Below are 21,228 nucleotides of genomic sequence, written 5' to 3' on the forward strand. Positions count from 1 at the left end.
GCAGGACGAACGGTGTGACAGAGAGCGCCAAGCGTGATGAGGCCCCGTTACTCGACGAGGCCGAGGTGGCCGCCTACCTGGCGGAGCACCCCGACCTGCTGCACCGCCATCCCGAGCTCCTCGCAAGACTGGAGCTGCGCCACGACTGCGGCGACGCCACCTCACTGATCGAACACCAGGTTCGGGTCCTGCGCGAGGAGAGCGCAGGCCTGCGCCGGCGCCTCGACGACATGGTGCGGGTGGCCCGCCAGAACGAAGGGACCGCCGAGCGGCTCCACGAGCTAACCCTCGACCTGTTCGCCGCCGACGACCTGCAGGCCGCCGTGGAGGCCCTGCGTGCCGGACTGCGCGAGGGCTTCCAGGCCGATGCCGTGGGGCTGCTGCTGATCGCCCCCGAAGCGGCCGGCGGCGAGACCCACGCGCCCATCCCTGAGATCCTCGATGCTGGCGATCCGGCGCTGACCTGTTTCCGGCCCCTGCTTGAGCGCGGCCGCCCCAGCTGTGGGACCCCCACCGAAGCCCAGGTACGCACCATCTTCCCGGATACCGAGACGGCGGTGGCCAGCGCGGCCCTGGTGCCGATGATCGATGAGCGGGCCGTGGGCGTCCTCGGCATCGGCAGCAGCGATCCCCAGCGCTACCATCCGGGGCAGGGCACGGTCTTCCTGCGCCGGCTCGGCACCACGGCGGCGCGCGTACTCGACCGATTGCTCCACCGGGGCTAGGCATGGAACGGGGCTGGTTGGAGCGTTTCGACCGCCACCTGGCCTCGGAGCGCCGCCTAGCCGAACCGACACGGCGGCGCTACCGCCAGGACCTGGACGCCTTCGCTGCTTTCTGCACCGACCGCGGCCTGGCGAGCTGGGCGGCGGTCACCCACGATGTGGTCCGGGCTTGGGTGGCCCACCAGCGGCGCCGCGGCCTGGCCGGCCGCACCCTGGGCCGCCAGCTCGCGGCGCTGCGCAGCTTCTACCGCTTCCTGATCCGCGAAGGCGCCGTCGCCGCAGATCCGGCCGCTGAGGTCCGCCCACCGCAGACGCGCCGACGCCTCCCCGGCACCCTCGACCCGGACGAGGTGGCCGGACTCCTCGACGGAGCAGACCCCGGGGATCCCCTGCAGGCCCGCGACGCGGCACTCTACGAGCTGATCTACTCCAGCGGCCTGCGCCTTTCCGAGGTCATCGGGCTCAACATGATGGACCTCGACCGGCGCGACGGCCTGGTCCGGGTCCTGCGGGGCAAGGGCGCCAAGGACCGAGTGGTGCCGGTGGGACGCCAGGCGCTGCGCGCCCTCGACGCCTGGCTGCGCCACCGGCCGGCTTGGGCGTCCGCCGAGGAGACGGCCATCTTTGTCGGTCGCCACGGCGGACGCCTGGGTGCCCGGACGGTTCAGCGCCGGCTGCAGCGCCTGGCCCACCTGCGCGGGGTCCAGCGGCGCGTCCACCCGCACATGCTCCGCCACTCCTTCGCCACCCACATGCTCGAGTCGAGCGGCGATCTGCGCGCTATCCAGGAACTGCTCGGCCACGCCGACATCTCCACCACCCAGGTCTACACCCACCTCGACTTCCAGCACCTCGCCCAGGTCTACGACCAGGCCCACCCCCGGGCCCGACGGCGCAAAGACCCTGACAACGATTAGGCAGGCGGGCGCTCGCGGCGGCAGCGTCGACCCGCGGGCGATGCTCTCGGGTACAATGGCTGGCGCGAACACTCAGGAGGCCGATCTTGGAAACACTGCACGGCACCACCATCCTCGCCGTCCGCCGGGAGGGCCAAGTCGCCCTTGGCGGAGACGGGCAGGTCACCCTCGGGCACACGGTGCTCAAGGGCAACGCGCGCAAGGTCCGCCGGCTCTACCACGGACGAGTACTGGCGGGATTCGCCGGGGCCACCGCGGACGCCTTCACCCTGTTCGAGCGCTTCGAGGCGCAACTCGAGAAACACCACGGTCAGCTGGCTCGCTCCGCCGTCGAGCTGGCCAAGGAGTGGCGCTCCGATCGCGTCCTGCGCCGCCTGGAGGCCCTGCTCGTCGTCGCCAACACCGAGTCTCTGCTAACCCTCTCCGGGACGGGAGACGTCATCGAGCCCGAGCACGACCTGATGGCCGTCGGTTCCGGCGGGCCGTACGCCCAGGCCGCCGGCCGGGCGCTGCTCGAATCCACCGACCTGCCCGCCGACCAGATCACCCAACGGGCGCTGGAGATCGCCGGCGACATCTGCGTCTATACCAACCGCCACATCACTGTGGAGACGCTGCCCGAGACCCGTGAGGAGTCGTAACGACATGTCCGAAGCCACGATGACCCCGCGCGAGATCGTCCAGGAGCTGGACAAGCACATCGTCGGCCAGGGCGAGGCGAAGCGCGCCGTGGCCATCGCCCTGCGCAACCGCTGGCGGCGCATGCAGGTCGACGAACCCCTGCGCAGCGAGATCACCCCCAAGAACATCCTCATGATCGGCCCCACCGGCGTCGGCAAGACCGAGATCGCCCGGCGGCTGGCGCGGCTGGCGCGGGCACCGTTCATCAAGATCGAGGCGACCAAGTTCACCGAGGTCGGTTACGTGGGCCGCGACGTCGAGTCGATCATTCGCGATCTCACCGACCTGGCCCTGAAGCTGGTCCGCGAAGAGGCCATGGAGGCGATGCGTCACAAGGCCGACCGGGCCGTCGAGGATCGCCTGCTCGACACCCTGCTGCCCGGACCCAGCGGCGGCGGTCCCGAGGACGTGGAGAACCGCACCCGGGAGAAGTTCCGGCAGAAGCTGCGCAATGGTGAACTCGACGATCGCGAGATCGAGGTCGAGGTCCAGGCCAGCGGCCCCGGCGTGGACATCATGGCCCCGCCGGGGATGGAGGAGATGTCCAACCAGCTGCAGGGTCTGTTCCGCAACATGGGCCAGGAGCGGACCCAGCGCCGCAAGCTGACCGTTGCCGAAGCCAAGCGCGTCCTCCGCGACGAGGAGGCTGCGAAACTGGTCAACGAGGAAGAGGTCAAGGCTGAGGCCGTTCAGCGCGTGGAGGAGCAGGGCATCGTCTTCCTCGACGAGGTGGACAAGGTCACCAAGCGTGCCGAGCAGAGCGGCGGGGGGGATGTCTCCCGCGAGGGCGTGCAGCGCGATCTGCTGCCGTTGGTCGAGGGCGCGACGGTCTCCACCAAGCACGGCATGGTGCGCACCGACCACATCCTGTTCATCGCCTCCGGCGCCTTCCACGTCGCCAAGCCTTCGGACCTGATCCCCGAGCTCCAGGGCCGGCTGCCCATCCGCGTCGAGCTCGACGCCCTGGGCACCGAGGAGTTCGTGCGCATCCTCACCGAGCCGAGCAGCTCGCTGGTGGCACAGTATCAAGCGCTGATGGCCGCCGAGGGCTTGACCCTGGAGTTCACCGATGACGGTGTGCGGCGCATCGCCGAGATCGCGCGCCAGGTCAATGAGCGCACCGAAAACATCGGCGCACGGCGCCTGCACACGGTCATGGAGCGCCTGCTCGAGCAGCTCTCGTACGAGGCGGCTGACCACGGCGGCCAGACCCGCACCGTCGACGCCGCCTACGTGGACGAGCACCTGGCCGGACTGGCCGAAGACGAGGATCTGAGTCGGTACATCCTGTAACCGGCCCATCCGCGACAACCCGCAGGGACGGGTAGGAGAGGACAGAGTGAGCGACGACAACACCACCCACTTCGGCTACCGCGAGGTCCCGCTGGAGGAGAAGGCCAAGCGGGTCGGATCGGTCTTCGATTCGGTGGCGGACCGCTACGACTTCATGAACGACCTCATGTCCGGCGGCCTGCACCGTATCTGGAAGCGCCAGACCATCGGGCAGACCTTCCTGCGGCCAGGCCACGAGATGCTCGACCTCGCCTCGGGCACCGGCGATCTGGCGAGCCTGGCACTGCCCAAGGTCGGCACCGAGGGCCGGGTGGTGATGAGCGACATCAACCTCTCCATGCTCGCCCGCGGGCGCGACCGCATGATCGACGAGGGGGTCGGCGAGCAAGCAGCCTGTGTCCTCGCCGATGCCGAGGAACTGCCCTTCCCGGACCGCTCCTTCGACCGGGTGACCATCGGCTTCGGGCTGCGCAACGTCACCCGCAAGGAGAATGCCCTGGCCGAGATGCGCCGGGTGCTGCGCCCCGGTGGGCGGGCGGTGATCCTCGAGTTCTCCCACGTCTATGTCTCGGCCCTGCGACCCCTCTACGATCTCTACTCCTTCCGCATCATGCCGATGATGGGCAAGCTGGTGGTCAACGACTCGGAGAGCTACCGCTACCTGGCCGAGTCGATCCGCATGCACCCGGAGGCCCCGGCACTCAAGGAGATGATGGAGGACGCCGGCTTCGAGGACTGCGACTACACGCTGCTCACCGCCGGGGTGGCTGCCATCCACACTGGCTGGGTCTACTGAAGACGCCGACGCCATGCTCGACGCCCTGATCAATCGCTGGATCCAGCTGGATCCCGACGCCGCCGAATTGCTGGCCCCGCTGCTTGGCCGGCGGGTGCGTCTGAGCGTGGAGGGTTTCCCGCAGATCGTCGTGCGCTTCTCCGAGGCCGGGGTCTCCCTCTGTGGCAGCGGAGCCGACGCCGACGCGGAGATCGACGCCGAGGTCAGCGCCAGTCGCGAGGCGCTCGGCGCGCTGCTGACCCAGGGCGGGGACGCTGTCGGGCGGCTGCGCATCCGCGGCGAAGTGGCGGTGGTCGAGCACCTGCGCAACCTGGTCAGTTGCCTTCGCCCGGACTGGCAGGAGCCGCTGGCGCGGCTGCTGGGTGATCCCCTGGCGCAGTGGAGCGCCGACACCCTGCGCAGCACCGGCCGCTGGCTGAGCGACAGCGCCCGGCAGGGCGCCAGCGACCTCGGCGAGTGGCTGACCGAGGAGTCCGGCCTGGTGCCGGAGCCCCAGCGCGCCCGCGCCTTTCTCGAGGAGGTCGATCACCTGCGCGCCGACGCTGATCGGTTGGCCGTGCGCATCCAGCGGCTCGAAAGAGGGCGGGGATGATCGGACCGCGTCGCCTGTTGCGCCTGACCCGGATCCAGTTGGTGATGCTCCGCAACGGCGTCGACGACGTCGTCCTCGCCGCACCCATCTTCCGCCCGCTGCGCTTCCTGGTGATCTTCATGCCCTGGCGCTGGATACGGCGCAAGGTGCCCCGGGGGGTCCGGGTCCGGCGCGCCCTCGAGGAGCTGGGACCGATCTTCGTCAAGCTCGGGCAGATCCTCTCCACCCGCCAGGATCTACTCCCCACCGACGTCGCCCGGGAGCTGGCACGACTTCAGGACCGGGTGCCACCGTTCCCCCACGAGGATGCCCGGCGCATCGTCGAGCGGACCTACGGGTGTCCGATCGAAGAGGTCTTCGCCCATTTCGACGACACCCCCATCGCCTCGGCCTCCATCGCCCAGGTCCACGGCGCCCAGCTGCACGACGGCAGCGAAGTGGTGGTGAAGGTGGTACGCCCGGGCATCCCGGCGGTCATCCGCCGTGACCTGGATCTGCTCCACACGGCCGCCGCCCTGGCCGAGCGCTACGTCCCCGATGCCCGTCGACTGCACCCGGTGGACGTTATCCGCGAGTTCGAGAAGAACCTCTACGACGAGCTCGACCTCATGCGCGAGGCGGCCAACGCCTCGCAGCTGCGGCGCAACTTCGAGGGCTCGGAGCTGCTCTATGTCCCGGCCGTCTACTGGCGCTACACCGGGCGGAACGTGATGGTCATGGAGCGGGTCCACGGCCTGCCGATCAGCGACATGGAGGCCCTCAAGGCCCACGGTATCGACCTCAAGAAGCTCGCCGAGCGCGGCACGGAGATCTTCTTCACCCAGGTCTTCCGCGACAGCTTTTTTCACGCGGATATGCACCCGGGAAACATCTTCGTCGATCCCACGCGGCCCACCGAGCCGCGTTACATCGCCATCGACTTCGGCATCATGGGCTCGCTGGCCCCCACCGATCACCACTACCTGGCCGGCAACTTCATGGCCTTCTTCAACCGCGATTACCGGCGGGTAGCGGAACTGCACGTGGAGTCGGGCTGGGTACCGGCCGGGACCCGTGTCGAGGAGTTCGAAGCGGCCATCCGGACCGTCTGCGAACCGGCCTTCGCCCGGCCGCTGCACGAGATCTCCTTCGCTCAACTGCTGCTGCGGCTGTTCCAGACCGGGCGACGATTCAACATGGAGGTGCAGCCCCAGCTGGTGCTGCTGCAGAAGACCCTGCTCAACATCGAGGGGCTCGGTCGCAACCTCTACCCGGACCTGGACCTGTGGACCACCGCCAAGCCGTTTCTCGAGCGCTGGATGCGTGAGGAGCTGGGTCCGGCGGCGGCACTGCGCAACATCCGCAAGCAACTGCCGGAGTGGGGGGATAAGCTCCCGGAGCTGCCCAACCGGATCGACCGCGGGCTGGACGACCTGGCCAGCATGCGTGTGGAACTCCACCGCCACTGCCAAGAGATGGAACAGCTACGCCGGGAGGTGGATCGCGGCAATCGACGGGTCTACGCCGCCATCGCCGGTGCCGCGCTGATTATCGCCGCGGTCCTGACCCAGACCGGCGAGGCGCCTCTGGAGGCGTGGGCCGAGGTGCCCCCCGCCACCTGGGGCCTGGGCGGACTGGGGCTGCTGGCCCTGATCCTCGCCCTGCCGTGGCGGCGCTGAACCGCCACGGCAGGCCCGCTCAGTAGCGCTGGTGGGACAGCGGGCGTTGCAGGGCCCCCTCGACCTCCGCAGCCTTCTCGTCGCCGTAGACCACCTCGATCAGGCGCAGGGCAAAGTCCATCGCTGTGCCCGGCCCGCGCGAGGTGATCAGGTTGTCGTCGATCACCACCGCGCTGTCCTCCGGCTCGATGCCGTGGCGCTCGAGCTGCGTGGGGAAGGCGGTGGCGCGACGCCCCTGCAGGACCCCTACCTCGGCGAGCACACGCGGCGCTGCGCAGATGGCGGCGATCCAGCCGCCGCGCTCGTTCTGCGCCTGCAGCATGCGGGCGATGCGCGCATCCCCCTCGAGCCGCTCGGCGCCGCCGAGCCCGCCGGGCAGCACGATCAGGTCGAAGGTCTCCTCCACGACCCTGTCCAGCTCGGTATCCGGGACCAGTTGAACCCCGCGGCTGGCGCGCACCGTGCCCGATTCCAGGCCGGCGACCACCACCTCGGCACCGGCCCGACGCAGCAGGTCGATCACCGTGACCGCCTCCAGCTCCTCACAGCCGTGGGCCAGCGGAACCAGAACTCGTACACTCATCATCGATCTCCCTTTAACGGATCGGTGGCCGGTTCATCAACCAACTCGCTAGCGGGCACCAGGGCCACACCCCGCTCGCGAAGCCGCGGCAATTCCTCTTCGAGCAGATCCAGGGTCTCCGGGTAGGGATGACCAATGGCGATCGCCCCATCGCCCTGTTGTGCCAGCGTCACGAAGCGCTCGAATTGCTCGGCGATGACCTCGGTGTCGCGCCGAGGATCGAGGAAGACGTGGCGCACGGCGTTGTCCACGCCGTGCTCCTCGGCCATCTGCTGTGCCACCGAGCGCGCCGAGGTGCGACTGTCGATGAAGTAGAGATCTTCGCGTGCTGCCAGTTCCTCCATCAACCAGGTCATATGCCCGGGATGACGGGTGATCAGACTACCCATGTGGTTGTTGACGCCGGCGGCGTGGGGCACGCTTTTCAGCGCGCGAGCGATGGTCTTCCGGACCTGTTCCTCATCCATGTCGAGGAACAGCGCCCCGGGGCCGGGGTCAGCGCCGTTCTTCGCCTCCATGGGCAGGTGAAGCATCACCTCGTGACCGCGCTCATGGGCGCGCTCCGCGAGGCTTCGGCCGTGGGGGGTGTGCGGCAGCACCGAGATGGTCACGCCTTCGGCCAGATCGATGCTACGGACGCCCGCCGCCCAGTCGTCGCCGATATCGTCGATGATCAACGCCGCCGGCCGACCCGCGGGGGGGTCTACCTCCGGCGTGGGGAACGGCATCCACTCCGCGCCCCCGGGGTCCTGCGCCAACGCCGGCGCACTCCAAAGCAGCAGCAGGCCGGCAACCAACCATCGACGGATCCCCCACACGTCAGCGCCCCTCGAACACGCGCAGCCCCTTGAGCAGGTTGAGCGCCTCGCTGAGCACATAGTCATCCTTGGCCAGCTCCGCCGCCTCTTCGGCGTCCTCGGCATCCTCGGGCGCATCCAGGACCCCCTCCGCCCCGCGGTCTTCGGTCTCCGTCAGACGCAGATTGTCGACGACAATATCCGGCTGGATCCCCTCGTCCTGGATCGAGCGCCCATCGGGCGTGTAGTACCGGGCGGTGGTCAGCTTCATGGCGGCCCCGTCGAGGGGCAACACACTCTGCACCGACCCCTTGCCGAAGCTGGCCCGACCCATGATCACGGCACGCCGGTGATCCTGCAGGGCCCCGGCGACGATCTCGGAGCCCGAAGCCGAGCCCCGATTGATCAGCACCACCATCGGCGCACCTCGGGCCCGATCCACCGGAGTGGCGTCGAAGCTCATGCGCGCCTGACGCATGCGCCCCTCGGTGTAGACGATCCGGCCCTCGGTCAGGAAGGCGTCCGCCACCGCCACGGCCGGATCGAGGACCCCGCCCGGGTTGTTGCGCAGATCGAGGATAAGGCCGTCGAGGGCACCATCGGCCTCTTCGAGCAGGCGGTCCAGGGCGGGGTAGAGGTCGCTGGCGGTGCGCTCCTGGAACTGGCTGATACGCACGTAGCCGTAACCCGGCTCGAGCATCCGGGCGCGCACGCTCTCCACCTGGATGGTGTCGCGCTCGAGTTCGAGGGTACGGGTCCGGCCCTCGTCCTCCGTTCGTCTGATGGTCACCTCGACGACGCTGCCCGGCTCACCGCGCAGGCGCTGCACCACCTCGTTGAGGCTGGCCCCCCGCACGGTGTCGCCGTCGATGCGCAGGAGGACGTCACCGGCCTGCAACCCCGCCCGGCTGGCCGGGGTGTCATCGATGGGCGCGACCACGCGGATTTCGTCGTCCTGGCGGCTCAGCTCCAAGCCCACGCCGCCGAACTCGCCACGGGTGCCCTCGCGCAGCTGCTCGAGTTCATCCTCGTCGAGGTAGCTCGAGTGGGCATCCAGCTCCGAGAGCATCCCGCGGATCGCCGCCCGGAACAGATCCGCGTCATCCACCTCATCCACGTAGTCCCGCTTGATCCGACTGTAGACCTCGCTCAGCAGCTCCAGCTCCGCCATGGGCAGGTCGTCTTCGGCCTCCGCCGGCGAATCGGCGACGGCCGGGCCGACGAACAGCGCAAGCAGGGCGGCGGCCAGGGTCAGGCTCCAGGATTGCATCGCAGCTCCTTCATTGGGCGGGCGTACTCAGCGTAGCCAATTCAGCGGGTTGCGTGGCTCGGCACCCTCGCGGATCTCGAAGTACAGCCCGGCATCCCGGCGGCTGCCGCTGTTGCCCACGGTGGCCACCAGATCACCGGCCTCCACCCACTCTCCGACGTCCACATACAGCGACTCGGTGTGGCCGTAGAGCGTGAGATAGCCATCGCCGTGGTCAATAATGGCCAGCAGTCCCAGGCCACGCAACCAATCACTAAAGACCACACGGCCTGGCGCCACCGCGTGCACCTCGTCCCCGGTCTCGGCGGCGATCACCACGCCGGTGCGCTCCAGTCCGCCGCCGCGGGCTTCACCAAACGACTCGTCCACTTCGCCATCCACCGGCCACGGCAGGTTGCCCCGGGATTCGCCAAAGGCCTCCACCTCAGCCGCCTCGTCGGGCACGTCCGCCAGCCGCTGACGCAGATCCTCAAGCAGCGCTTCCTGCTCGGCCACTTCGGCCTCCAGGGACTCCGCCTCGGCATCCCGCTCGGCAATCCGCGCCTCCAGCTCCTCGCGCCGGGCGTCACGCTCGGCGCGCTGTTCGGCCAAGGATTCACGCTCTTCCCGGGTCGCTTCCTCCAGACGTTCAAGCTCAGCGAGTTCTTCCCGAAGCTCCTCGCGCAGGGCGGCCAGGCTCTCCAGTTCGGCCATGGCCGCCTCAATGTGTCCGGCCCGCGCCTCGTTGAAATAGTCGTGGTAGACCAAAAGACGCTGGGCGCCGGCCGGATCCTGTTGGTTGAGCAGCAGACGCAACGGATCGTCGCCGCCACTGACGTAGGCGGCGACGATCTGCTCGGCCAGGGTCTCGCGGTGGCGGCCCAGGCGCTCGGCCTCCTCGGCATAATCCTCGCGCAACTCGGCCACGCGGCCCCGGGCTTCGGCACGCTCCGCGCGCAGGCGCTCCAGCTCGCGAGTGGCCTCGGAGACCTGGCGTTCGAGCTGCGACAGCGCCTCCTCGACCTCATCGCGCGCGGCACGGTCGGCGGCGAGATCCTCCTGGATCGCCTCCAGATCATCACGCAGGGCCTCGAGCTGTTCGCGCTCGCGCTCGTAGTCCGCCGACACCCCCCCGGCCAGCGCCATCAGCACGACGCCGAACATTGGGCCCGTGATCAGCCGTCGCCTCGCGGCCATGCCCCTCTCCACTGCCTTGCCACCAGGCGCCCATGGTACCGCGATCACGCCGCTCAGACCTGCAGGCACCGCGGACGGCTGGTATCATCCCCGGCTTGATCCCGGTGACAGAGGCACGGCAGCGTCCATGCAGGAATTCCTCGAATTCGCACAGAACAACTGGGGCCTGGTCCTGGCCTTCGTGCTGATCCTCGGCTGGTGGATCGGCGGTGAGCTCTTCCACTGGTATAGCGGTGTGAAGATGATCGACGCCGAGACCGCCACGCGGATGTACAACCGCGAGTCGGCCCGGTTCATCGACATGCGCCCGCGCAAGGAGTTCGACGGCGGTCATCTGCCCGGCGCCTTCAGCCTGCCCGAGGCGGAGTTTGATCAGCTGATCGACAAGCTACGCAAGGAGACGGCCGATGACCCGCCGCTGATTGTCTACGATGATCAGGGGCCGCAGGCCGCGCGCGTCGGGCGCAAGCTGCGCAAGGCCGGATTCTCCCGCGTCTATCGGCTCAAGCACGGGTTGCGGGCCTGGCAGGGCAGCGGGTACCCGATGGAGAACGTCAAGAAGGGGTAAGGGACCATGGCAGAGAACAACGGCAACGGCAGCACCGGCGCCGCCGACACGGGCCAGCGGCAGCGGTTTCAGATCGCCAAGATGTACCTGCGGGATGTCTCCTTCGAGGCGCCCGGCGCCCCGGAGGCGTTCCGCGATGAGTGGAAGCCGCAGATGGACGTGGAGCTGGGTACCCGGCACCAGCCGCTGGGCGAGAACACCTACGATGTGGTCCTCACCATCACCGTGACCGCGCGCAACAACGAGCGCACGGCCTACCTCTGCGAGGTCAAGCAGGGCGGGGTCTTCCGCCTCGAAGGCTTCCCCGAGGCCGACATGGAGCGCGTCCTCGGGGCCTACTGCCCCGCGCAGCTCTTCCCCTTCGCCCGCGAGGCGATCAACGACCTGGTGGTCAAGGGCGGCTTCCCGCAGCTGCTGCTGGCACCGGTCAATTTCGAATCCCTGTATCAGCAGCAGAAGCAGCGTCGCGAGCAGGGCACCAGCGACAGTGCCCCGTCCGGCAGCCCGGACAACGGGGGGAGGCAGTAACGCCGTGGCCAGCACCATTGCGGTGCTCGGCGCCGGGGCCTGGGGCACCGCCCTGGCCTCGGTGCTCGGACGCAACGGCCACGCGGTCCGGCTGTGGACCCGCGAGGCAGAGCACGCAGCGGCGATCAACGCCGAGCGGGTGAATCAGCGCCACCTGCCCGACTGCCCACTGCCCGACAGCCTCACCGCCACCGCAGACCTGGAGACCGCCCTCGGCGGGACCGACTGGCTGCTGATCGCCGTCCCGAGCAGCGCGTTCCGCGGCCTGATTGAACGCCTCGCGCCCTACCGGCCCGGCAAGGTGGTGTGGGCGACCAAGGGTCTCGAATCGGAATCCGGCGGCTTCCTCCACGACGTCGTCCAGGCGGGCCTCGATCCGGCCCCCGCCATGGCGGTCATCTCTGGACCGAGTTTCGCCGCCGAGGTCGGGCAGGGTCTGCCCACCGCGATCACCGTGGCGGCCGATGATGCGGACCTTGCCGCCGAAGTGGTCCGCGCCTTCCACAACGACCGCTTCCGGCCGTACTCGAGTACCGATATGACCGGTGTCGAACTCGGCGGGGCGGTGAAGAACGTGCTCGCCGTCGCGACCGGCGCCAGTGACGGGCTCGGCCTCGGCGCCAACGCCCGCGCGGCCTTGGTCACCCGGGGCTTGGCGGAGATCTCCCGCCTCGGCGCGGCACTCGGGGCCGACCCGCAGACCCTCATCGGCCTGGCCGGGATGGGCGACCTGCTGCTGACCTGTACCGACGATCAGTCCCGCAATCGGCGCTTCGGCTTCGCCCTCGGGCAGGGGGCGACGGTGGAGACCGCCCTGGCCTCGGTGGGCAGCACCGTCGAAGGTGCGCGCACCGCCGCCGAGCTGCACAGTCTGGCAGAGCGCCACAGCGTGGAGATGCCGATCTGCAACATGGTCTACCGCGTGGTCAGCGGCGACACCCCACTCGAGCAGGCGGTCCGCGAGCTCATGGAGCGGACACCGAAGGCCGAATTCGACGACTGACCGCGGGGAAGCGAACCGTCGGCGGCTCAGTCCATGCCCAGCTCCTTGATCTTGCGCGTCAGCGTATTCCGACCCCAGCCGAGTAACCGCGCGGCCTCCTGGCGGTGGCCGCCGCTGCGGCTCAGCGCGGCGCGAATCAGGACCCGTTCGAAGCGTGGCAAGGCGTCGTCGAGCAGGTGATCCTCGCCACCGTCGAGGGCCTGTTCGGCCCACCGCGCCAAGACCGCCTCCCAGTCGCCGCTGCCGCTGTCCGTGCCACCCGGGCTGCCGCCGGGACTGCCTCGGCGCAGGTCGGCTGGCAGATCTTCGGGGACGATCTCCTGACCGCTGGCCATCACCGTCAGCCAGCGGCAGGTATTCTCCAGCTGACGCACATTGCCGGGCCAATCGAGCCGCATCAGTTCGCGCTCCACATCGGGATGCAGCGCCTTCGGGTCGACGTTGAGCTCCTGGGCGGCGGCCGCCAGGAAACGGCGGGCCAGGGCCGGGATATCCTCACGCCGCTCACGCAGTGGCGGCAGCTGGATGCGGATCACGTTCAGGCGGTGGTAGAGATCCTCGCGGAAACGCCCCTCGACCACCCGCTGCTCCAGATCCTGGTGGGTGGCAGCGATAATGCGTACATCCACCTTCATGGCGGTATGGGCACCCACCCGATAGAACTCACCGTCGGCGAGCACCCGCAGTAAGCGGGTCTGCAGGTCGGCGGGCATATCGCCGATCTCGTCGAGGAAGAGCGTACCACCGTCGGCCTGCTCGAAACGCCCGCGGCGAGTCTGCTGCGCCCCGGTGAAGGCCCCCTTTTCGTGCCCGAAAAGCTCTGATTCCATCAGGTCGTGAGGGATGGCGGCCATGTTCAGAGCGACGAAGGGACCGTCGGAACGCGGGCTGTGGCGGTGCAGCGCGCGGGCCACCAACTCCTTGCCGCTACCGGACTCGCCGGTGAGCAACACCGTGACGCTGGAACGCGACAACCGACCGATGGCGCGAAACACCTCCTGCATGGCCGGCGCCTCACCGAGGATATCGGCGGAGCCTCCCCCCGCGGCTTCCGCCGCGGCGCCCTTGCGCCGACTGGCGATGGCCCGGCCCGCCAGATCCACCGCCTCGTCCACATCGAAGGGCTTGGGGAGGTACTCGAAGGCGCCGCCCTCGTAGGAGCTAACCGCCGCATCGAGATCCGAATAGGCGGTGATCACGATCACCGGCAGTTGCGGCGTGGACGCCTGGACTTGCTGGAGCAGATCGTGACCGCCCAGCCCCGGCATGCGCAGATCGGTGATCAGTACATCGGGCTCTTCCCGGCGCAGCGCCTCCAGCGCCGCATCGCCGCTCTCGAAGGTGCGGACACCGTGGCCGGAGCGGCGCAGCGCCTTCTCCAGCACCCAGCGGATGGACCGGTCATCGTCCACCACCCATACCTGCGATTCGGCCTCAGTCATTTTCCGTCTCCATGGGTAACCAGATGGTGAACACCGTGCGCCCCGGTTCGCTGACGCACTCAATCAGGCCACCGAGGCGGCTGACCAGGCTCTGCGCAATGGGCAGTCCCAAACCGGTACCCTCGGGGCGCGAGGTGACCATCGGATAGAAGATCTGCTCCTGCTGATCGAGGGGGATCCCCGGCCCGTCGTCGATGATGTCGATGCGGGCCACCAGGCGGTGGGGCTTGTCGGCGATGGTGAACTGACGCTGGGTGCGCGTACGCAGGGTGATGGTCCCCCCTGGCCCGGTGGCCTGACGGGCGTTGCGCACCAGGTTGAGCACCGCCTGGACCAGGTGATTGTGCTCGGCGGTGACCGGCGGGATGCTCGGATCGTAGTCGCGCTGGAGCGCCACCGCTGGCGCCTCTGCGCGGCCTTCGGCATCCTCGGCGATGACCAGCGAACGGACGCGCTCGAGGACCTCATGGATGTTGACCGGCTCCTCACGGGCCGGCGCATTGGGACCGAGCAGGGCGTCCACCAGCTGCTGCAGGCGGTCCGCCTCGCGGATAATGACCTGGGTGTACTCGCGCTGGTCGCGCTCCGGGAGCTCGGCCTCCAGCAACTGCGCCGCGCCGCGCAGGCCGCCGAGCGGGTTCTTGATCTCGTGGGCCAGTCCGCGGATCAGCTCCTGTACGGCACGATTCTGTGACAGCAGGTGCTGTTCGCGGGTAATACGGGCGTGACGGTCCACCTCGGCGATCTCGATCAGCACCCGTTTGGCGGAGACCGGGGTGATGGTGCAGTCGACGGTCACCGGGCGATCGCCGCGGACCGGAAGGCGACGTTCGCGCTGGGTGTAGGCCCCGCCGGTACGCTGGGTCTGGCGGATGAGCTCTTCGAGCAGTTCCGCCCCGCGCAGTGCCGTCCCCAGGGTCTGGCCCACCACCTGTCGGCTACTGACCCGGAACAGCGTCTCGGCGGCGTGGTTGACGTGGAGGATACGCACCCGGTCATCCACCAGCAGGACGGCGGTCGTCAGCTCCTCGAGGATCTGCGATGGGTCGCGCTCGTGATCTTCCATGTCCATCCCTGTGCAAAGCCCGGGCCACCCCGACACCCCCGATGGGCGCGGTCGGATGCACGCGCAGGCGTACGGTGACTGCACCATCCGGGTGCAATGCAATAAAAAGGGGCGGCAGCCAGCCGGCCCCGCCCCCTGTACACAGCATCCGCCCCGAAGGGTTTAGACGCTGTAGTACATGTCGAACTCCACCGGATGGGTGGTCATGCGCAGGCGCGTGACGTCGTCCATCTTCAATTGGATGTACGCGTCAATCAGGTCGTCGGAGAAGACTCCGCCCTGCTTGAGGAACTCGCGGTCGTTGTCCAGGGCCTCGAGCGCCTCGTCGAGCTGGAAGGCGACCTTGGGGATCTCCTTCTCCTCCTCCGGCGGCAGGTCGTAGAGGTCCTTGTCCATCGCCTCGCCGGGGTGGATCTTGTTGCGGATGCCATCGAGACCGGCCATCAGCATGGCGGCGAAGGTCAGGTACGGGTTGCCTGTGGGATCCGGGAAGCGGACCTCGATCCGCCGCGCCTTGGGGTTGGCCACATAGGGCACCCGCACCGAGGCGGAGCGATTGCGCGCCGAGTAGGCGAGCAGCACCGGCGCCTCGAAGCCGGGCACCAGGCGCTTGTAGCTGTTGGTGGAGGCGTTGGCGAAGGCGTTGATCGCCTTGGCGTGCTTGATGATGCCGCCGATGTAGTAGAGCGCCTCCTCGGAGAGCCCGCCGTACTGGTCCCCGGCGAAGATGTTGTTACCGCCCTTGGAGACCGACTGGTGCACGTGCATGCCGCTGCCGTTGTCGCCCACCAGCGGCTTGGGCATGAAGGTGGCGGTCTTGCCGTAGGCGTGGGCGACGTTGTGCACGCAGTACTTGAGCGTCTGCAGCTCGTCGGCCTTCTTGACCAGGGTGCGAGCAGCCACGCCGATCTCGCACTGCCCAGCGGTCGCCACCTCGTGGTGGTGGACCTCCGGCTCCAGGCCCATCTCCTCCATCGCCTGGCACATGGCGGCACGGATGTCGTGCAGCGAGTCTACCGGCGGTACCGGGAAGTAGCCGCCCTTCACACCGGGGCGGTGGCCGATGTTGCCGTCTTTGTAGACCCGCTCGGAGTTCCAGCCGGCCTCTTCGGAGTCGATCTTGTAGAAGGTCCCGCTCATGTCGGCGCCCCAGCGGACGTCGTCGAAGACGAAGAACTCCGGCTCGGGACCGAACAGGGCGGTGTCACCCACGCCGGTGGAGGCCAGGTATGCCTCGGCGCGCCGGGCCACCGAACGCGGATCCCGGTCGTAGCCCTGCAGGGTGCTCGGCTCGAGGATGTCGCAGACCAGATTCAGGGTGGGTTCATCGTAGAAGGGGTCGAGGGTGGCGGAGTCGGGATCGGGGAGCATGATCATGTCCGACTCCTGGATCCCCTTCCAGCCCTGGATCGAGGAGCCGTCGAACATGGAGCCGTGTTCGAACAGATCCTCGTCGACCTGGGAGGCCGGCAAGGTCACGTGCATCTCCTTGCCGCGGGTGTCAGTAAAGCGAAGGTCGACGAATTTGACGTCTTCGTCCTCGATCAGCTTGAGGACATCTTCTCCGGTACGCGCCATAAGCTCACAGCCTCTGCAAAGGAATCAATTGGGCGGAGCGTGCGCCGGGAAGGTGCAAAGCCCCGCAGCCGCGACTTATTGTGGGGCATTTCGCGGCCCAACGCACCCGCGGCGTGACGCTGCGCCCGCGCAGTGGTCACGAACCGCCGACGCGGATGCGAATCCGATGCTCATCGCCCGTCTCGCGGGCACCCACGACCTCGTGGCCATGGACCCGGCACCAGGCAGGGATATCCTCCAGGGCCCCGGGGTCCGTAACCACCACCTCGAGCTCGTCGCCGACGCTTAGCCGAGCCACCTGCGCCTGGGTGCGAATCACAGGCAGGGGGCAAAGGAGATGGCGGCAGTCGAGTTCTTCAGTCGTCGCCATGGGCGCCTCCCACATACCACGCGTCGGGAACGCTATCGGTCGCCATGGGCGGCACCGAGAGCGCTCGTACCTGGCCGTCCGTATCCTCGAATTCCAGATCCACCTGCTCGGCGTTGCGGCCGGAGGAGTAGCGAGCCACCAGACGGGCGGCCAGTTCCAGGTCGTGGTCGTCCACGGGGCCGTCGATCAATGCCACCGGCCCACCGTGGCTAATGGTGCGCAGATGCGGGTAGGAGCGCTTATAGCCCTGCAGGAAGCGGGTCTCTCCGGCTTCGCGGGCAATGATCAGCTTGAAGTGCTCGCGCGGGCGCAGATGCCGCCCGACCTTGAGGAGCATGATGTCGTCCAGATCGTAGGCCCGAGCGCCGCGCGCCTGCCACAGATCGGCGAGCTTGGCCGAGTAGGAAGCGTCAGTAAGGAAACAGCAGCCGCCGGCAGGCTGCGCCCAACTCTCGAGCCCCAGGCTGCGCGCCAGCGCGAACTGCGGCTTCCGCGACCGACCGTGCAACTCATAGAGGCGCTCACGGTCCACCCAACCCTCGCGCTCGGGGCGGGTCGGCTCGAGGAGTTTCGCCGAAAGCGGACGCAGAAGGAGGTCTTCGACCTGGGCATCGCGGGTGATCACCGGCAGCTTGTCCCGCGTCTGTGATTTGGGCCGCTGACCGATGACCTCACCGGTGACGATGAAGTCGAAGCCGTTGGCCTGGATCCACTCGCGGGCCTTGCCCACCATGAAGACCTTGCAATCGAGGCAAGGGTTGAGGTTGGCGCCATAACCATAGCGGGGATTGGTCAGGACCTCCTTGTACTCCTCGATGACATCGACGATGTGCAGCGGCATGCCCAGCTGCTCGGCCACCCACAGCGCGTTGTTGCGTTTGGGGCGATCCTGGTCCTTGCCGCGGATGGCGTGGGTGTGTCCCTCGACGCAGAAGCCGGTGTAGAAATTGATCCCCTCCACATGCACGCCCTGATCCTGGACCACGCGGGCGGCCAGCATGGAGTCGAGACCCCCGGAGATGAGTGCGACGGCTTTCGGTTGCTCGGGCATGACACGCGGTTGTATCGGAATGGAAGCGAAATTCTACCAAACCCGCCGTTGAGCCCGTGCAAGTGCCCGGCACAGATCGCTATACTGCGCCGCTACTGCGCACAGAGCCGACGGGACCAACGGAGGCGAGCTTGGCCGAGTTACCGCGGGACTTTCAGGAACTCATCCTCAACCTACAGCAGTACTGGGCCCGGCAGGGCTGTGTGGTATTGCAGCCGCTGGACATCGAGGTGGGCGCCGGGACCTTCCACCCGGCAACCTTCCTGCGCGCCGTGGGCCCGGAGCCCTGGCACGCTGCCTATGTCCAGCCGTCACGCCGGCCCACCGACGGGCGCTACGGCGACAACCCCAACCGCCTGCAGCACTACTACCAATTCCAGGTGGTGCTCAAGCCATCGCCGGCGGATTTCCAGGAGCGCTACCTGGGCTCCCTGGAGCAGCTTGGCATCGATCCACAGATCCACGACATCCGCTTCGTCGAGGACGACTGGGAGTCCCCCACCCTGGGCGCCTGGGGCCTGGGCTGGGAGGTGTGGCTCAACGGCATGGAGATCAGCCAGTTCACCTACTTCCAGCAGGTGGGCGGGCTCGACTGCCGGCCGGTGATGGGCGAGATCACCTACGGGCTGGAGCGCATCGCCATGTACCTGCAGAACGTGGAGAGCGTCTACGACCTGGTCTGGACGCACACCGACGCGGGACCGGTGACCTACGGCGACGTCTTCCTGCAGAACGAACGCGAGCAGTCGGCGTACAACTTCGAGCAGGCGCCGGTGGAGGCCCTGCTTGCGGCGTTCGGACACCAGGAACAGGAGTGCCGACGCCTCGTCGAGGAGGGCCTGCCGCTGCCAGCCTACGAGCAGGTCCTCAAGGCCTCGCACACGTTTAACCTGCTCGACGCGCGGGGCGCCATCTCGGTCACCGAGCGCCAGGGCTACATCCTGCGGGTACGCAATCTGGCCCGCACCGTGGCGCAGGGCTACTACCAGTCGCGCGAGGAACTTGGCTTTCCGCTGCTGCAGGATAAGGAGTCCACCCATGGCTGAACGCCGCCCCCTGCTCATCGAGATCGGGACCGAGGAGCTGCCCCCCAAGGCCCTGCAGCGGCTGATGATCGCCTTCCGGAACGACCTGGCCAGCGCGCTCGAGGAGCAGCGCCTGCAGCCCGTGGGCGTTCAGGCATTCGCCACGCCGCGCCGGCTGGCCGTGCGGTTCGAGGGCGTGGACACCCGCCAGGCCGATGAACAGATCGAGCGTCTCGGGCCCAAGGTCGAGGCCGCTTACGACGCCGCAGGGCAGGCCACCAAGGCCGCCGAGGGGTTCGCCCGCTCCTGCGGCGTCGATGTCGATGCGCTCGACAGCGTGGAGACCGACAAGGGCCCGCGTCTGGTATGGCGGGGGGTCCAGCCCGGCGAGGCCACCGAGACGATCCTCCCCGGGCTGGTGGAGGCAGCGCTAGGCCGGCTCCCGATCCCTAAGCGCATGCGCTGGGGTAGCGGTGAGGTGGAGTTCGTGCGCCCCGTGCACTGGACAGTGGCCCTGCTCGGTGAACAGGTGATCCCCGGTACCATCCTCGGCATCCCCACCGGGCGGATCACCTACGGGCACCGCTTCCACGGACGCGGCCGCAGGGGCATCGAGATCCCTGAGCCGGGCGCCTACGAGCGGCTTCTGGAGGAGCAGGGACATGTGGTGGCTGACTTTGTCGAACGCCGGCGCCGCGTCGAGACCGGCGTCCGCCAGGAGGCAGAGCGTGCCGGCGGCGTGCCGGTGGGCGAGGAGGCACTGTTCGACGAGGTCACCGGGCTGGTCGAGTGGCCGGTGGCACTCTCCGGCGACTTCGACCAACGCTTCCTGAAGATCCCCGAGGAGGCGCTGATCTCCAGCATGCAGGGCCACCAGCGCTGCTTTCCCGTCCGCGGCACCGACGGCCAGCTGCTGGCGCGCTTCATCACCGTCGCCAACATCGAGAGCCAAGATCCCCAGCAGGTCCGTCACGGTAACGAGCGCGTGATCCGTCCGCGCCTGGCCGACGCCGAGTTCTTCTGGCAGCAGGATCGCCGCCTGGCCTTGGGCGAACGGCTCGAGCAGCTGCGTCAGGTGGTCTTCCACCGTAGCCTGGGCGATCTGCACGCGCGCAGCCAGCGGATCAGCCGCCTGGCAGGCTTGGTGACCGAACGGATCGGGGCGGACGTTGAGGCAGCCCGCCGGGCCGGATTGCTAGCCAAGTGCGATCTGGTCACCGAGATGGTCGACGAATTTCCCGAGCTACAGGGGATCATGGGCGGTCACTACGCCCGCGCCGACGGCGAGGGCGACGCGGTGGCTGCGGCCATCGCCGCCCACTATCGACCGGCCTACGCCGGGGATGCACTGCCTGAGACTCCGGAGGGGCAGGCGGTCAGTATCGCCGATCGCATCGATACGCTGGTCGGGATCTTCGCCGCCGACGGCGCCCCCTCGGCGGACAAGGACCCGTTCGGGCTGCGGCGGGCCGCCATCGGTCTGCTGCGCTGCCTGATCGAGGGCGGCCACGATCTGTCGCTGCGCGAATTCCTCGATACCGCAGCCGGGATGATCGCCGACGAGTGCGGCGTGAGCACCGAAGGCATCGCCGAACAGGTTGCCGCTTTCTGTCACGAGCGGCTGCGCGGCTACTATGCCGAGCGCGGCTACGCCGCCGAGGTCTTCGAAGCGGTGGCAGCGGTGGCTCCGTCGTCGCCCCTCGATTTCCACCGCCGCCTGGTGGCGTGCTCGACGTTCCGCGAGCGCAGCGAGGCGCAGACGCTCGGGGAGGCGAATAAGCGCATTGGCAACATCCTGCGCCGTGCCGAGGTCGACCCGCAGACCCGGCCCGAGGCCGTCGAGGCGGACGGCGAGGCCGCCGAGCGGGCACTGGCCGAGGCGCTGCGCGAGGCGTGGTCGGTGGCAGGTCCTCGGATCGACCGCGGCGAATACGATGCCGCCCTCACGGCGCTGGCAGAGTTGCACGGGCCGGTGGACCGCTTCTTCACCGACGTTATGGTGATGGCCGAGGATGAAGCTGTCCGCCAACGCCGGCTGGAACTCCTCGGAGCCGTCCGTCACGCCTTCCGCGCCGTGGCGGACCTCTCCCACCTGCCGGGCTGAGCGCC

21 protein-coding genes are annotated in these 21,228 nt (G+C 68.5%); 12 read left to right on the top strand and 9 right to left on the bottom strand.

What is annotated here, in order from left to right:
* Window positions 1-14 precede the first annotated feature (14 nt).
* The 7 genes from HHAL_RS06115 to ubiB all read left to right on the top strand — a co-directional run bounded on the left by HHAL_RS06115 (window position 15) and on the right by ubiB (window position 6,662).
* Window positions 15-725, top strand: coding sequence for a DUF484 family protein (locus tag HHAL_RS06115; protein ID WP_011813999.1), 711 nt, complete (start codon window positions 15-17; stop codon window positions 723-725).
* A 2-nt stretch (window positions 726-727) separates the two neighbouring features.
* Complete coding sequence (gene xerC / locus HHAL_RS06120; RefSeq protein ID WP_011814000.1) at window positions 728-1,642, top strand: tyrosine recombinase XerC; 915 nt, start codon at window positions 728-730, stop codon at window positions 1,640-1,642.
* 86 nt (window positions 1,643-1,728) lie between these two features.
* The gene (gene hslV, locus HHAL_RS06125; protein ID WP_011814001.1) at window positions 1,729-2,283 is read left to right on the top strand and encodes an ATP-dependent protease subunit HslV; all 555 of its coding nucleotides are present in this window, start codon (window positions 1,729-1,731) and stop codon (window positions 2,281-2,283) included.
* A gap of 4 nt (window positions 2,284-2,287) precedes the next feature.
* Entirely contained in the window at window positions 2,288-3,616 is a 1,329-nt protein-coding gene (gene hslU / locus HHAL_RS06130; RefSeq protein WP_011814002.1) for an ATP-dependent protease ATPase subunit HslU, read from the top strand.
* A gap of 46 nt (window positions 3,617-3,662) precedes the next feature.
* The gene (locus tag HHAL_RS06135) at window positions 3,663-4,412 is read left to right on the top strand and encodes a class I SAM-dependent methyltransferase (RefSeq protein ID WP_011814003.1); all 750 of its coding nucleotides are present in this window, start codon (window positions 3,663-3,665) and stop codon (window positions 4,410-4,412) included.
* 13 nt (window positions 4,413-4,425) lie between these two features.
* Complete coding sequence (locus HHAL_RS06140; protein ID WP_011814004.1) at window positions 4,426-5,004, top strand: ubiquinone biosynthesis accessory factor UbiJ; 579 nt, start codon at window positions 4,426-4,428, stop codon at window positions 5,002-5,004.
* The gene (ubiB, locus tag HHAL_RS06145; RefSeq protein ID WP_011814005.1) at window positions 5,001-6,662 is read left to right on the top strand and encodes a ubiquinone biosynthesis regulatory protein kinase UbiB; all 1,662 of its coding nucleotides are present in this window, start codon (window positions 5,001-5,003) and stop codon (window positions 6,660-6,662) included. Before HHAL_RS06140 ends, ubiB begins: the two co-directional genes overlap by 4 nt.
* A gap of 19 nt (window positions 6,663-6,681) precedes the next feature.
* Here ubiB and HHAL_RS06150 read toward each other — a convergent pair whose 3' ends face one another.
* From HHAL_RS06150 to HHAL_RS06165, 4 genes are read right to left on the bottom strand one after another with little or no spacing between them, the layout of a single operon-like run.
* Window positions 6,682-7,248, bottom strand: a complete 567-nt coding sequence (locus tag HHAL_RS06150; RefSeq protein ID WP_011814006.1) for a DJ-1 family glyoxalase III — start codon at window positions 7,246-7,248, stop codon at window positions 6,682-6,684.
* Entirely contained in the window at window positions 7,245-8,063 is an 819-nt protein-coding gene (locus HHAL_RS06155) for a divergent polysaccharide deacetylase family protein (protein ID WP_011814007.1), read from the bottom strand. Before HHAL_RS06155 ends, HHAL_RS06150 begins: the two co-directional genes overlap by 4 nt.
* A gap of 1 nt (window position 8,064) precedes the next feature.
* On the bottom strand, window positions 8,065-9,312 hold the full coding sequence (locus tag HHAL_RS06160) for a S41 family peptidase (protein WP_011814008.1): 1,248 nt from the start codon (window positions 9,310-9,312) through the stop codon (window positions 8,065-8,067).
* A gap of 27 nt (window positions 9,313-9,339) precedes the next feature.
* A complete protein-coding gene (locus HHAL_RS06165; protein WP_011814009.1) occupies window positions 9,340-10,488 on the bottom strand; it encodes a murein hydrolase activator EnvC family protein in 1,149 nt (382 codons plus the stop codon).
* Window positions 10,489-10,615: 127 nt separating this feature from the next.
* Between HHAL_RS06165 and HHAL_RS06170 the strand changes: the two genes are divergently transcribed.
* Genes HHAL_RS06170 through HHAL_RS06180 form a run of 3 tightly spaced genes read left to right on the top strand, consistent with a single transcriptional unit; the run spans window position 10,616 to window position 12,587 of the window.
* Entirely contained in the window at window positions 10,616-11,056 is a 441-nt protein-coding gene (locus tag HHAL_RS06170; RefSeq protein WP_011814010.1) for a rhodanese-like domain-containing protein, read from the top strand.
* 6 nt (window positions 11,057-11,062) lie between these two features.
* Window positions 11,063-11,584, top strand: a complete 522-nt coding sequence (secB, locus tag HHAL_RS06175) for a protein-export chaperone SecB (RefSeq protein WP_011814011.1) — start codon at window positions 11,063-11,065, stop codon at window positions 11,582-11,584.
* 4 nt (window positions 11,585-11,588) lie between these two features.
* Window positions 11,589-12,587 (top strand): NAD(P)H-dependent glycerol-3-phosphate dehydrogenase, encoded by a 999-nt coding sequence (locus HHAL_RS06180; RefSeq protein ID WP_011814012.1) that lies wholly within the window; start codon window positions 11,589-11,591, stop codon window positions 12,585-12,587.
* A 26-nt stretch (window positions 12,588-12,613) separates the two neighbouring features.
* Here the strand turns inward: HHAL_RS06180 and glnG are convergent, their stop codons facing one another.
* From glnG to HHAL_RS06205, 5 genes are all read right to left on the bottom strand, one after another.
* Complete coding sequence (glnG, locus tag HHAL_RS06185; protein WP_011814013.1) at window positions 12,614-14,029, bottom strand: nitrogen regulation protein NR(I); 1,416 nt, start codon at window positions 14,027-14,029, stop codon at window positions 12,614-12,616.
* Window positions 14,022-15,095, bottom strand: coding sequence for a nitrogen regulation protein NR(II) (gene glnL / locus HHAL_RS06190; protein ID WP_011814014.1), 1,074 nt, complete (start codon window positions 15,093-15,095; stop codon window positions 14,022-14,024). The genes glnG and glnL overlap by 8 nt, the downstream gene beginning before the upstream one ends.
* A 162-nt stretch (window positions 15,096-15,257) precedes the next feature.
* Window positions 15,258-16,673 carry a glutamate--ammonia ligase gene (gene glnA, locus HHAL_RS06195; protein WP_011814015.1) on the bottom strand — a complete coding sequence of 472 codons (1,416 nt, stop codon included), beginning with the start codon at window positions 16,671-16,673 and terminating at the stop codon, window positions 15,258-15,260.
* Window positions 16,674-16,809: 136 nt separating this feature from the next.
* A complete protein-coding gene (locus tag HHAL_RS06200; protein ID WP_011814016.1) occupies window positions 16,810-17,043 on the bottom strand; it encodes a sulfurtransferase TusA family protein in 234 nt (77 codons plus the stop codon).
* The gene (locus HHAL_RS06205) at window positions 17,030-18,094 is read right to left on the bottom strand and encodes a tRNA (5-methylaminomethyl-2-thiouridylate)-methyltransferase (protein WP_011814017.1); all 1,065 of its coding nucleotides are present in this window, start codon (window positions 18,092-18,094) and stop codon (window positions 17,030-17,032) included. Before HHAL_RS06205 ends, HHAL_RS06200 begins: the two co-directional genes overlap by 14 nt.
* A gap of 131 nt (window positions 18,095-18,225) precedes the next feature.
* Here HHAL_RS06205 and glyQ point away from each other — a divergent pair, with 131 nt between their 5' ends.
* Together glyQ and glyS are read left to right on the top strand one after the other, a co-directional pair.
* Window positions 18,226-19,140 carry a glycine--tRNA ligase subunit alpha gene (glyQ, locus tag HHAL_RS06210; protein WP_011814018.1) on the top strand — a complete coding sequence of 305 codons (915 nt, stop codon included), beginning with the start codon at window positions 18,226-18,228 and terminating at the stop codon, window positions 19,138-19,140.
* On the top strand, window positions 19,133-21,223 hold the full coding sequence (gene glyS / locus HHAL_RS06215) for a glycine--tRNA ligase subunit beta (protein ID WP_011814019.1): 2,091 nt from the start codon (window positions 19,133-19,135) through the stop codon (window positions 21,221-21,223). Before glyQ ends, glyS begins: the two co-directional genes overlap by 8 nt.
* Window positions 21,224-21,228 lie beyond the last annotated feature (5 nt).

The organism is Halorhodospira halophila SL1 (assembly GCF_000015585.1).
Taxonomy (GTDB): domain Bacteria; phylum Pseudomonadota; class Gammaproteobacteria; order Nitrococcales; family Halorhodospiraceae; genus Halorhodospira; species Halorhodospira halophila.